The 13,996-nt window shown below is 40.3% G+C and carries 8 protein-coding genes; 6 read left to right on the top strand and 2 right to left on the bottom strand.

The genetic code is table 11. The features are described from left to right. Positions 1-53 precede the first annotated feature (53 nt). On the bottom strand, positions 54-371 hold the full coding sequence (locus R2Q59_RS20605; RefSeq protein WP_410478924.1) for a DUF6660 family protein: 318 nt from the start codon (positions 369-371) through the stop codon (positions 54-56). A 614-nt stretch (positions 372-985) separates the two neighbouring features. Beyond that, positions 986-1,948 carry a toll/interleukin-1 receptor domain-containing protein gene (locus tag R2Q59_RS17735; RefSeq protein ID WP_316786645.1) on the bottom strand — a complete coding sequence of 321 codons (963 nt, stop codon included), beginning with the start codon at positions 1,946-1,948 and terminating at the stop codon, positions 986-988. A gap of 248 nt (positions 1,949-2,196) precedes the next feature. Here R2Q59_RS17735 and R2Q59_RS17730 point away from each other — a divergent pair, with 248 nt between their 5' ends. From R2Q59_RS17730 to R2Q59_RS17705, 6 genes are all read left to right on the top strand, one after another. Continuing rightward, positions 2,197-4,113 carry a DUF262 domain-containing HNH endonuclease family protein gene (locus tag R2Q59_RS17730; protein ID WP_316786643.1) on the top strand — a complete coding sequence of 639 codons (1,917 nt, stop codon included), beginning with the start codon at positions 2,197-2,199 and terminating at the stop codon, positions 4,111-4,113. A 188-nt stretch (positions 4,114-4,301) separates the two neighbouring features. Further along, positions 4,302-5,897 (top strand): DNA (cytosine-5-)-methyltransferase, encoded by a 1,596-nt coding sequence (locus tag R2Q59_RS17725; protein WP_316786641.1) that lies wholly within the window; start codon positions 4,302-4,304, stop codon positions 5,895-5,897. 20 nt (positions 5,898-5,917) lie between these two features. After that, positions 5,918-7,438 carry an ATP-binding protein gene (locus R2Q59_RS17720; protein WP_316786640.1) on the top strand — a complete coding sequence of 507 codons (1,521 nt, stop codon included), beginning with the start codon at positions 5,918-5,920 and terminating at the stop codon, positions 7,436-7,438. A gap of 3 nt (positions 7,439-7,441) precedes the next feature. Continuing rightward, positions 7,442-10,618, top strand: a complete 3,177-nt coding sequence (locus R2Q59_RS17715; RefSeq protein ID WP_316786639.1) for a Z1 domain-containing protein — start codon at positions 7,442-7,444, stop codon at positions 10,616-10,618. Positions 10,619-10,627: 9 nt separating this feature from the next. Further along, positions 10,628-11,599, top strand: coding sequence for a PD-(D/E)XK motif protein (locus tag R2Q59_RS17710; RefSeq protein WP_316786638.1), 972 nt, complete (start codon positions 10,628-10,630; stop codon positions 11,597-11,599). Then, positions 11,599-13,989 carry an AIPR family protein gene (locus R2Q59_RS17705; RefSeq protein WP_316786637.1) on the top strand — a complete coding sequence of 797 codons (2,391 nt, stop codon included), beginning with the start codon at positions 11,599-11,601 and terminating at the stop codon, positions 13,987-13,989. The genes R2Q59_RS17710 and R2Q59_RS17705 overlap by 1 nt, the downstream gene beginning before the upstream one ends. Positions 13,990-13,996 lie beyond the last annotated feature (7 nt).

The following is a 13,996-nucleotide window of genomic DNA, read 5'->3' as shown; positions in this document are numbered from 1 at the left end:
TACAGAATTACCGTCCAATCAATTGGCGGCAAAAATTTAGAAATGTAAACGTATTAAGAGATTTGCGGAGGTTGGTAAATGTCTAGCGGTTGCTCTGCAATTGCTGGCATTTGATATTCGCCGTAGGGAATTTCAATATGGTAAACTATAACCTTATCAGCCTTGGACTGAATGAAATCCCGTGAAACCGAACAGCAGGAACAGGTGCAGAAGGGTGGACATGTTTCCTGTCCATAATGTTCAACACCTTTTGCTGTTTTTTGGACGGATGACTTACTTACCTTGCCATCTGTAAAATCCTCCCTATCCTGACAGGGCAGAAGGGTTAACATCGTCATGTATAGACAGAATATGATGGCTAGGTATTTCATCCGATACAAATGTAGAAAATAATTTAACAAGCAGAAATTTAGACAGTATTCAAGTCTAATCTTTTGTCAAGCATAATGGCAATCCCTAGAAAACGTAGAAAATAGCTAAGCTAATGTACCTTTCGAAGTAAATGATTAGTTTAGAAATAATATTCTTAGGTATTGCTTATGGTTCTGCCAATAGTCTAATTACTTCCGCCTATGACTTTTGATGGATGCAAGCTAAATAAGCTTATCTAACTTATAAGCTGATAAATGCTTTTTGTTATGGGGCTAAAATACCCCATCCGATTAACAGACGGACGCCACCCATTTCTAACAATATGTTTATCAACTAGTTACAAGCCTTCAAAGAAATCCCATAATGTATTTGTAACGGTTTTTAATTATTTAATTAAATATATAGCTTTTTATTGAGGAATAAAAGCAACAATCCATAGCTTAGGTCTCTATGCCTTAAAATCAGCTTTTCAGTTCGCAATAAAACCAGTATTCGTCAGCACATATTTACTTTTGGCGAGCTATTAAAATAGATAGCTCGCCAAATCTATGATATCGAATTCTTATACGGTGATTGTAGGGATGGCTGTAAAATCTCACCAGAAACACGAAATCTATTCCGCAGCCTTACCATAAGTTTCAACCAATTTCCTTTTTAGCTCTGGTACTTTTGGTTCAAAGTGATATTCATCGCAAAACTCATTCATAATCTCAAATTGCTGGGCTGGAGAAAAAGCTCTTAAATTGTCTAAAAAACCACTACGTTTATTACCTCCTGCACCAATATTAAAGATTACATTAGTGTGGGGGATATCAACATCATACTCAATTGCCTTGTCCAAGAATCTTCTAACTGAGATTGACCATGACAATTTAGAACTGGTGGCGGCTAAGGTCTCAGAAGCGGCAGTTAAAAACATTGGTTTAATGGGGCTTCCATTGTAAACATATGTTATTTTAGGCATTTTGTTTTCAGGAACTTCTATAACAACTGCCTGGCCTTCAGTAGGTAAGAAATCTTCTACGGCATTAGAAACTGATGTCGGCTCCACCTCATAAGGCTCTATTTCACGTGCAACTATTTTTGGCCTTCTTAATCCAACTGCAGGCAAAGTTATCATAGGTTCATCATTTAGTTTAGCATACAATTTCTGCCAATTATCTGCATTCCGTAAATCAACAACAAACCTATCTTTGAAAGCAAGTGGTATTAGCTCTTCGCCAAACCCGTCAAATGATACTAAAATGTACTTTTTTGGTTCCTCATCAATTAGCTTCCTAATTAATTGATACTCTATCCATACACCACCTTTTTCCGTGATGGTCTTTGCTTTGTATTCGGAGGATAATACTACGATTACTTTATCTGCCTTCTGCAATTGGCCATGCATCATATCTCTAAAATCAATGCTGGAGTGGTCCTGCATCAGTATTTGATCAATCGTTGCGTTATAACCCTCCATTCGTAGCTTAGCAACAAAGCGTTCCACTTTGTCAGCATGCTCTTTGTTGTCGGAGCAATAAGTTACAAATATAGTTTCCTCTTTAACTAGCTTATCTTCAACAATATCATTCATAAATTTTCCCTTATGACACAAAGTTAAACATCTCATTGAAAATTAAATTGAAAAATTTCCTATCGAAAGATTGGCCTTTTAGCTTTTAATTTTATATAATTTTGGGACAAACAATATCCTGTTGCTTACCAAATTTCTTGAGCACCTATATTTTCGATTATAATCTACGCCATACTTTTCAACACAAGTTGTCCAAGAGACATCAAACACCTATATTGACAAATTAAAATCAGACAAATCTTCGATAAGTGAAAGCAATTAACCTCTCAGAACTCTTTGGACAAAAAATATTTAGGATACCGGATTATCAACGCGGCTACTCATGGGAACATAAACAACTAAGTGAGCTTTGGGACGACATTCAAGAAATACCGTTTAAGGAAACTGAATTCCGGCCACACTACACAGGCACAATATATGTTGAAGCTAGCGAGCCCCTTGATTCTGAAAAGTGGTTATCGGGTACAACATTCTTTAGTGTAGTCGACGGTCAACAACGGCTGACCACTATCAGTATTCTGCTTTATGAGCTGCTAAAGCGCTCTGGAGCTGGATATTGTAACGAAGAAAGTACTGATTTGAAGAAAGCATATCTATACAAGCCAAATCTAACTGGCGAAAGCAAAATTTATCGCTTTAGTTATTCGCCTTCTGATCGAAACCAGTCCTACTTGCTTAACAAGATTTTTGAAGACGATAACGTTATATTTGATCAAAGTCATTACAACTTGTACAGCAAGAACTTGGCTTATGCAAAAAACTTTTTTGCAGAAAAGATTGGGCAAATTGAGCATTCAGAGAGAGAAATCTTATTCAGAAAAATCACTACTGCACTGAGGTTTGACTTTAGGGAGATTGAAAAAGATTTAGACGTCCAAGCGGTTTTCGAAACCATGAACAACCGTGGCAAATCATTATCAACCCTAGAAAAGCTAAAAAATAGACTGATGCACCTTTGCGAAAAGCTACCGTCACCAACAGAAGACAGAAAAAATCTGCGCGAAAGAATCAACCAATCTTGGGGTGTAATGTATGGTTGGTTGGCCAGAAATCCTGAAAACATACTCGATGAAGATGAATTTTTATCAGCTCACCTATCCCTACTAAGAACACCCAAAGAGGCTGTCTTTTCTGAAAAACTAGCGGAAGAAAAATTATTCGAGATGTTCTGCAATCGACCTGAGCAATATGAAAACGAAATTGGATCGAAAGAAGAAAAGGTGACATTTGAAAAAATACAATCCTACATCCAAAGCCTTTCCTCATTCGCACCAAAATGGTACGATGTACATAATTCCAAAATAAAACAACTCAACAAAATATTACTACTCAATAGAGGAAAAGAAATCAGAATTTTCCTTACCCAATTAATGAGCCATAGCCTAACTGTCTCTCAGCTGATCGAGTTACTCAATAAACTTGAAGCCATATTCTTTAGAAACCGTATCCAGGGCATTGGGGTTATTGACGAACGTACCTTCGCGAGCTGGGCAAGAGAATTGTTCCGCGCAGAATACACAATTAGTGAAATATTGGAGCGCATGGACAATCTTCTGGCAATCCCAGTACCTACTGCAAATATGGTGCAATTTTTCAATGGTCTTTATAATTACGAACGTGGGACCAAAGGTTTTCATAGGTGGGGAAACTTAAAATACTTCCTTTTTGAATATGAAGATTACTTGAAAAAGATCTTTGCGGAAACAAATGACAAAGTAACATTGGAAGATTTTGAATCCACTACTATAGAGCATATAATACCGCAGCATTTTATTGAAAATTGGCATGAAAAAGTCAATGAGGTGTCCATATCCCTAAAAACGGAGCACATTCATCATGGAGTAAAAGTCATGTTGAATACCTTAGGTAATCTTACCATACTAAAAAACGGGAAAAATTCGTCATTGGGAAATCGTAGTTGGGAACAGAAAAGACATAGGTTTCAAACAGGATCCTACAACGAAATCCAGATCGCCCGTTATGAGGTATGGAACAGAAATTCCATATGCAATCGCGGTGAAGAGATGCTTAGATTTTTAGTTTCCAAAATTCCTGGCCTAGCTTTACAAAGTGTCGACATCGACACCATTTTATATTCAGATCAAAAAACTAAAGCCGCAATAAAGGATGGTTTAAAACTTGTGGAAGAAGTTATCCTGGAATAGGTGTAGGCCAAGAGTTGTCGTATAAAAAGACAACCTTGTAACTAAGTGCTATTTGACTGACTATGCGCCCTTCATTATCCACATAAAAATGAGATTTATGGCTCTTTTAATTCTGCTTGCAGTACATCATTTTATTGGTTAATTTTAACTCCTAATTTCTAATTCAACAATCAAGAACTAAAAAAGATATGGCCGTTCCAATAATTGACATATTTGCGGGACCTGGTGGGCTGGGAGAAGGATTTTCGGCCTTAATAAACGAAGAAAATCAAAGAGTGTTCAAAATCGCTCTTTCCATTGAAAAAGACACGCTTGCTCATGAAACATTAAGGCTCCGAAGTTTTTATAGGCAGTTCGATCATGGCCAAGTTCCAGATGACTACTATAGTTTTATAAGAGGGCTACTAAGTATTGAGCAGCTATATGCTAATTGGCCGGAACAAGCTGATCATGCTGAAAGAGAGGCTTGGTGCGGGACATTGGGAGACCCAGATGAAAAGGATCAAAATGCCGTTTCAGACGAAGAGGTGGACACAAGGATTAGGGCGGTACTCAATGGTGAGCAAAATTGGCTGTTGATCGGAGGACCTCCGTGTCAGGCGTACTCGCTTGTGGGGAGATCGAGACGGCAGGAACGCATTTTAAATGAAGGTACTGATAAACGAGTCGGCCTATATAAACAGTACCTTAGGATTCTTGCAAAACATAGTCCTGCTGTATTCGTTATGGAAAATGTAAAGGGAATACTCTCAGCGGAAACTACTGAAAACCATGTTTTTCAAAAAATTCTGCAAGATTTGGGTGACCCTGCAGCATGTTTTCCGGAGAACTACCGTATAGAACAGGTTTGTCCAGGTTATAAAATATACTCTCTGGTGAACTTGCCAGAAGGTTTCGACATCTACGGAAATCCAACCTATCAACCAAAACAATTTGTTATCCAAGCCGAGCATTATGGTATTCCACAGACTAGACACCGTGTGATCCTTTTGGGGGTGCGAAATGATATAGATATTAATCCAGGTATAATCGGACAGTCTGATGAAATTCCGGTAAGATCTGTAATTGGTTCGCTGCCCCGCCTGCGCAGCGGACTCTCAAAAAACAAAGATAGCTTTGAAAACTGGCAAAATGTAATCAAAAGACTTTTGGATAGTCAGGTGTTAGTCCAAATGGACAAGCAGATCGCTGACAATATAAGGCAAAATGTGCTGCAGTTGGACAACCCACTATTTGGAAAAGGAGCCGACTACCTTCCTACCGGTGAGCTAGCAATAGGTTACCTTGCAGATTGGTATTTGGATACGCGGATCCAAGGTGTACTTAACCACGCCTGCAGGTCCCATATGGACAGTGACCTTCTTAGATATATGTTTGTGGCGTGCTTTGGCAATATCAAGGAACAATCACCAAAGCTCAGTGACTTCCCAACTGAGCTTCTACCGGCCCATTCCAATGTGAAGGAAGGAGTTGACGATAAAAAATTCGCAGATCGTTTCCGAGTGCAGTTAGCTGGGAGAGCAGCAAAGACAATCACAAGCCATATTTCGAAAGATGGGCATTACTATATCCATCCCGATCCTACACAATGTAGGAGCCTAACGGTCAGGGAAGCTGCCCGGATCCAGACCTTTCCGGACAACTACTATTTTTGCGGACCACGAACATCCCAGTTCCACCAAGTAGGAAATGCAGTCCCTCCCTATTTGGCCTACCAGATTGCTGGAGTGGTTGGACATATTTTTCAACAACTTGAAGAACCTGTGGCGCAGGAAAATCAATAAAACTCGTTAACGCTCTATAGATGAAAAACGAAAACCCAGACCAAACTGAAGATGTAAGCCCAAATCCTGAATTCCTAATCAAATCCATCGCCGAGCAGGGATATACCCTAGAAACCGCGCTTGCCGACCTAATGGACAATTCGATTTCTGCCGATGCCAATAAATTAGAAGTGATGATTCGAATGGATAAGGAACCATTTACGCTATACTTGGCCGACAATGGAAAAGGCATGAGCGAAAAAATGCTAAAAGAGAATATGTGTTTTCCTAGCAAGTCCCCAGATGCCATTCGTGGCCTGATCGACCTTGGTAGGTTCGGGTTGGGAATGAAAACCGCATCCTTTTCCCAGACAAGATGTTTTTCTGTGATATCTAGGCCGAAAGGCACCTTAACTTATTCGGCCAGGACTTGGGACGTGGCAATTTTAAAAGAAGAAGGTTGGAAACTCAAAATAAACACCGCCGAAGAAATCGAGGAAATGCTTAGCGAGTACCAAGAGTTGAGTGCTTTACACCTGAACTCCTTCGATAATTTCCAAGCAAACACAATAGTGGTATGGAAAGGATTGTACAAATATGAAGAATACCTAAGTTCGGAAAATCGCCAAGATGCGCTTAAAAAACAAATTACCGAAGTAACATCTGATTATCTTTCATTGGTGTTTCACCGTTTCATGGAACATAAGGAGAACCCTTTGCAGATCAGGATAAACAACAACCGTATCGATTCATTTAACCCGTTCCCGACCGAACAAAAAGATTTTCGGCCGATGGAATATAAGCAGAAAAATTTCAGCACCGACACGATACGCATGGAAGGTTTTATCCTACCGGCGAGAAGCGTAAATGAAAGCAAGGAACGCCACTCTATCTGGACAACCAAAAACCGCGGGTTACTCGATATGGAAGGCATATATATCTATCGCGCTGACCGGATTATTCTTTTTGGCGGTTGGAATGGACTAATACGAAAGGGACCTAGGCTTCAGCTGGCTAGGCTCAGAGTCGATGTTGGCAACAGCATAGACAACCTATTGCACCTCAATGTGGCAAAATCCCAGATTGTTATCCCTCACGACCTTAAAAATGCATTTGAGCAATATATCGATGAGCTGAAAATTGAAGCCGAACGTGAATATTTCAATCGGGGTATCAAAAAATATAATGGCAAAAATAAGCAAAATAATGCACAGCTTTTTGAACGCACAGCATCAAACAAAGGCATTCTACTTAAACTCAACCCTGAGTTTGCACTCCTCACTTCATTATATAAGACTTTCGATGAAAACCAACTTTCCCTTTTTAAGCTCATTTCTAAGATGGTCAACACCCAGTTAAACCAAATCAGACAGTCCCACCAAGACAGTGATTTCACGGGGATACCGGAAAAGGATGACATTGCTTTAACGGATCTTGAAAAATGTATCTTAGAACTAAAAGCCAATGGCATTTCCTCCGAAAGTATTCGTGAAGACATACTTCCGAGCCTAGGATTTCACATTTCCAGTATTCCAGAAAATATCATTAACCTCTTAAAATAGAATATGAACTACTCTAGCTATATTGAGATCCTAAAAAATCTTATCGCTACAAAAGCCAAAGAACACGCTGTTGGCAATAAGCTCGACCATGCTTTCTTTGATGGGATTTTTGAGTCGGTAAAAGCATCAGCTAATACCATCTTCTCGCTCCTAAAATATCCTCTGATTGATGATACTACCCATCTGCAATATTTTGCTACTGCGCTCAAAGAATACCTTTCTGTGAATCCGATCGTCATCGAACCCAGTCATGCACTAACCAAACAAGGTTTCCAGACTTGGCTGACGGACGATTATCTTGGGCCAGATTTCGAGTGGAACTATACTAACCGTTACCTAAAGTTGCTAAGCAAAACGGGACGGAGCGAGAAAGTGGTAAGCGAAATCTCAGATTCCAGTCTTTCAATTGTCGAAAAAATGGGCAATCCTAAGGGGACAAAGGCTTTTTATACGCGTGGTCTAGTTGTTGGTAGCGTTCAATCTGGCAAGACAGGAAATTTCAATGCGGTAATTAACCGCTCGATTGATCTTGGTTACGGCCTAATTATCGTCCTTTCTGGAATCATGGAGGATCTGCGAAGCCAGACACAACTCAGGCTGGAAAGTGATGTTATCGGAGAGGGGCAGAACCTTGAAACACAAAAGAACCAGACCAAAGGTGTAGGAAAAATCCATAGGTTCGGAAAGCTCGGGGACAATAACGTCGAGCAGGTGATTGCGATAACATCGGCAAAATCCGACTTTAACAAAAATCTTGTGGACGCAGATTTCTCTATCAACCATACCAGCATCCTTGTATGTAAAAAAAATGTTGGGGTGCTGAAAAACCTCATCATCTGGCTTCACGACTTCATCGGCGAAGACGTAGCCAAACATGATATACCACTGTTGATTGTAGACGATGAGGCCGATAATGCGTCGTTGAACAATGAAGGAAAGAAAGGAAGGGAATACGCCTCCAAAATAAACGGCCACATCCGTGCATTGTTGAGCCTCTTCAACAAAAAAACCTATTTGGGTTATACGGCAACACCTTTTGCGAACGTTTTACAGGATCGAAACCTAGCAAGTGAAGCTAAATGGGTCATCGATACCAAACTGCTTGAAGCGGATGGAACCTTCAAGCAAAAACTGTTGGACCAAGAAGATTATCTTTTCCCAGATGATTTTATTGTCCTTTTAAATCCACCATCTAACTATATAGGTGCAAAACAGATCTTTGAAACTGCAATTGAAGATTACCAAACCGAAAAAATCCCACTTGTAGAAGTAGTCGATGATTATATGGCTTCCTTTCCGTCAAGGGTATGGAGGAACGAAGATGGCGAACTTGTTCCTATAAAACATTACAAAGATCGATTCGAATTCGAACAGGATGGTGGCTACATGGAGTTTGAAGACTATCACGATTACAAAAATTCCACAAGAGCCAGTAAATCTGACGATCCGTTTCCAAGAGTATTGCCCAAGTCGCTCAAGGATAGCATCATTTGTTTTATCCTAGCCACGGCAATCCGTGAGAGCAGAAAAAAGAATATGCTCCAGTCTGCGCTCTTCAATCCGCATAATACCATGCTTATTCACATTTCTAGGTTTACCTTTTGGCAAAACCGAACTAGGGATCTTGTTCAAGACTTCGTAAGCGACCTAGAAAGCAAAATAGGCATAGACCTTCCGACGTCGCAGAATTCGGTGTATGCGCTTTTCGAAAATTACTGGTATGAATACTATGCGACGATCATCGAATCCATCCAGAACTATCTGCCCGTTAATTACGAAGATAAGTTCATGGCGCCCATCAGCTTTGAAGCATTGAAGTCCTATATCCCGGAAGCGGTCAAAAATATTGAAATAAAAGCTATCAACAATGTAACCAAGGACAAACTTGAATACCCTTCAAACGCACCTAAGAAAGTGATTGCAATAGGTGGAAACAGACTTTCTCGGGGCTTCACCTTGGAGGGATTAACCATAAACTATTTTATCCGCTCCACCAATTATTCAGATACATTACTACAGATGGGACGATGGTTCGGATACAGGCCCGGTTACTTAGACTGTTGCAAACTGTTCATCACACAGGACTCTGTTGACAAATTTAACTCTACTACCAGAGCCATAGAAGAACTCGAGGTAGAGTTCAAAAAAATGGAGGCCAAGGAAAAAACGCCTGCTAGTTTTATATTGCGCGTGAAAAAGCATCCAGGAACTCTTAAGATAACCAGACCAGCCATCCTGAGGGGGACAAAAGAAGTGAACTGGTCCTATCAGGATCAACTCGAACAGACCACGTCTTTTCAGATTAATAGCGAAAAAATTCAAAATGTCTGGAGAAGTTTTAGGGACAACATTATTGCCAAGCATACTTTTAGTACATCTGAAAACGGTTTCCTTTCTACAACTACAGATGCCCAAGGCGTAATCGAGATTATACAGGCTGAGAATAACTTTACTCCAGCTGACCGAAGCACGATGGTAAAATTCATCGAGCTATGCAGGGAAAAGAAATATCTTACCAATTGGACTATCGCCATAAAAACTACCGGACAGGCCAATGTGACCACGGGGAAGGGTAAGCTTACCAAACTCGAAAGCGGACTTCCTGAAGAGATTACCTTGAGTATTAGACGCGGTCCTGGCGCAGGTTCGCCCAGCGCAAAAAAGTTCCGAAAGAAATTTCAGGAGACTAAAATATTTGACGCAGCCGGAAAATCAGCCAACATCATCTCTTCTGGTGCCGATTTGAGCATTTTATTAACCCAGCAAGAAAAGGATGCGGCAATTGCCGACTTCAGAAGCCAGCGGTCGGCAAACTTCAAACTCGCAAATAGGGATTGGTCAACGCAGCAAGCCGAAGAAGCGGCACAGAAGCTCACCATACCCGAAAGAGTCTATAGGGAGAAAATGCCACCACAACAGGGGCTGTTGATTATTTATCTGTTTGATTCGTATTATACATTTCTACAGGAAAAAGGTAATGAGGACCAAGAATTCGCTGAGCTTGTTGATCAAGAAAGGATTGACCTCAATATCCCGATTGTTGGTATGGCGATTGGTTTCCCGCCTATCGAAGATGACCCTGGTGGGAGATATGTTCATGGAGATTATGAACTTGATCTTGATGAAGAACTTGATGAGGTCGACGAAAGCGATCTTGCACTACCTGAAGACAATATTTAGCCGCTAACGATGACAATAGAACAATTAACATCTCAGTGGGCAAAAGTAGAAGCCCTCGAGCCCCTAGATAGCGGTTTCCGATCGATAAGGATTTCAAGCGAAAGCATCCCAGACATATATCTTGCCACAGATAGAACCGATTGCAGAACGCTAATCCTTGTCTGCCCAGAAAACCGTGACTTCAAATTTAAGGGAATATTTAAGGAAAACCTTTCAATTGATTTTTATCAGGAAAGCAACCATGTGGTCGTGAAACTTGCCAATCCTGAATTCAACGACCTTTTTAACGATCTGGTTATATCTCTGTACCATAAGGTGTGTGATATGGAATCACAGGATGAATATGTCAATGAGTTCATCAAGTCATTTTACAGGTGGAGTGGCTTCTTTACTGCGCTTGATATGCAGGGTTTGTCGGACGAGATGATCAAAGGTCTCTTTGGCGAACTAGTGCTTCTGCGAGAGATGATTTCTCAGACCAGTCCAGTCGACATCGACCTGATTCTTGAGTCATGGAAAGGACCCTTTGATGCTAGAAATGATTTTGAGTTACAGGGGCGATTTATTGAGGTAAAAACAAAAGCTGGCTCAAAAAACAAGATCAACATCTCTAGTGAGTTCCAATTAGAAACAACCGATGACAATGATCTTGAGCTTTGTATTATTAGCGTAAACCAAGATTATCTTATTGGAATATCACTTTCACAGCTAATCAGCACGCTAAGAACATTAGTGTGGGACAAAAATGGCGATTTCAGCATCTTAGTGAAGGCCTTGGCACAAAAAGGTCTCCTTGGAGACGGTTTAGTGAGATATGAGCATCTCAGATTCGTAGTAGAAAAGATAGAGACTTATGACTGTTTGCATGAGGATTTTCCAAAAATCACGCCCTCAATGCTCCCCTCAGGGATTGCTGAGGTATCCTACAGCTTAGATGTCCGTCAATTGTTCAATTTTAAAACTTCAGAAAGGTACATGTAATGCAGATAGAGGAATTTTTAAATTTTAGGAAAAGGTTACTGGATGAAGCATTAGATAGCGAAGGCTTCATAAACCAGAACCGTTTCATTGCACAGGTACTCCCCCTGATGTTCGATGCAAAACTTGTTGATAGCGACGAGTGCAACGAAAGCTATTACCTTTACAACGAAGAAAACCTGAAGATCAATGGCTATTCCGAGAACGATTCTGGGGAAAGGCTCCAGCTTTTTCTAGTGGATGAAACCAAAATCGATCTGGCAGCCAACAACGAATCTTTAACAGTATCGACAAGATCTTCCTATGAAAGCCAATTCAAACGGGCAACCAGATTTGTAAACAAAGCTTTTAAGGGCTACCTCAACGACGAGCTCCAATTGTCAAGTCCCGTTAGGGCGCTCGCGGCAAAGATGGCATCAAACCAAGGTACCGAGCAGTTTGACGTAGTCGAAATCTTTCTTATTTCTGCCACTGCAACAGTTGAAAACCGTGGAACGCTCCCGCAGCCAAAAAAATTCGAATTTGAAGATGAAGAGCTGACTATTAGTTTTACAAAAGACCGTACGAAAAGAACAAAGAGCCTATTGATCATTAAAAGACTGATAGACCTGAATTTTCTTTATACAGTAGAAGTATCACGCGGACAAAGGGAGGCGCTTGTCATCGATTTTGAAAAAGATTTCAATTACAAGATCGAGGCGATAAAGGCCGCCGATGAAGACCATTTTGAATCATATTTATGCGTACTTCCTGCAACTATCCTTGCAGACTTATACCGTAAGTTCAGTACCAGATTGCTTGAAAAGAATGTAAGGTCGTTTCTACAGTTTAAAGGTGCCAATGCTGGTATTAGAGAAACCATACGGCTGAACCCAGAAAAATTCATTGCTTTTAACAACGGCATCACAGTTACTTCCACTGGAAAAGAAACCGTCGAAATCGATGGAAAGACCTACATCAGATCGCTTACCGATTTCCAGATCGTCAATGGAGGACAGACTACTGCTAGTATCTTTTTTACCAGAAAGGATGGTTTTTCCGTAGACAAGGTAAGGGTGATGGCTAAAATCAATGTCGCAAAAAATGTAAGTGAGGAAGGTCTCGATGACCTGATATCAAAAATCAGTAAGTATTCAAATTCGCAAACAAAAGTTTCCACTGTTGACCTAGGCTCACGCAATCCCCAGCTGAATAAAATAAAGGCGTTGTCGGATAGTGTGATGATGCCAAGTGGCAAAAAATGGTTCTTTGAGAAATCAAAGGGAGAATTTAGTACCCTGATTCGTATGGGAGGAAAGGCGGAAAAAGATTACCCCAAAGAGGTAAGGTTCTCCAAAGAACAGCTTGGCAAGTACTTCACCGCTTGGGGAGATCAGCCCTATGTTGTGAAAAAAGGAGGAGATAAGGTATTCAAATATTTTATCGAAGCGTTGAGCGGAGATGAAAATGGGAAAGGAAAAACCGATATCGACAGGAACTTCTATGAAATGCTTATTTCAAAGATCATCCTTTTTAGAAATCTCGAAGAGCTGTATGGACAGGGCAAAAATGCTATTGGGCAGATTCGCTCTGCAGTGGTACCCTATTCGATTTCCGTTCTTTATAAATTTACCGACGGCAGCAAAGGCGGGAAAATTTTTGACCTCGGTAAGCTTTGGCTCAAAGAGGATTTGGAAGATGACTTCAACATCTTTATGAAAAAAATGATGGAACTAATGAACGATCTTATCAAAAAATATGCGGATAGCGACGATTTTGGAGAGTACTCAAAACGTAAGGAACTTTGGGAAAACATCTCCCAAAGCCAAGAGATCGCAGCCTATATGGGTAGTCATGATGCGGCCAAGATATTAGAAAAATATACGATTACGAAAGAGGCTCTAAAAGCAAGACTATCCAAAAAATCAAAACAAAAATTTGCCGACTTCAGCATTTTGAAAAGAAATGTAGAGATCTTTGCCAGAACTGCAGAATATTATAAGCGGCTTGGATTGCTCCTTTCTGAAACACTTCAACCAGGGCAACGGAGTAAGATAGATCACATCATCAACTGTATCGTCAATAAAAACGATATCACTTCTGATTATCTGGATTTTGAAGAGGAAACCATACAGCTTGTAAGAATTTCACATCCCGAGTTTTTTGACAAGAATAGTACAACCAATGATGTAGATTGGTACCGTTCCTTTGAAATAGTCGTTGGAATATACAACAAATGCATCGAAAATTCGGAAAATATAGTTTCAGCCTTTCAGCGTCAACGAGAAATCGCCAAGGTCAAGGGAGCAAAGTTCTACTCGGTATATGATGAGATTGCAAAACAGCTGAATGAAGGTAAAAGTCCGACTATGAAGCAAATATGGAGCGTGAAGTCAAATATTATGAACCTTTAATTAAAGC

The organism is Pedobacter frigiditerrae (assembly GCF_032678705.1).
Lineage (GTDB): Bacteria > Bacteroidota > Bacteroidia > Sphingobacteriales > Sphingobacteriaceae > Pedobacter > Pedobacter frigiditerrae_A.
Note: the sequence above shows the minus strand (reverse complement) of the source record. Positions and strands in the feature narration are given on the sequence as shown.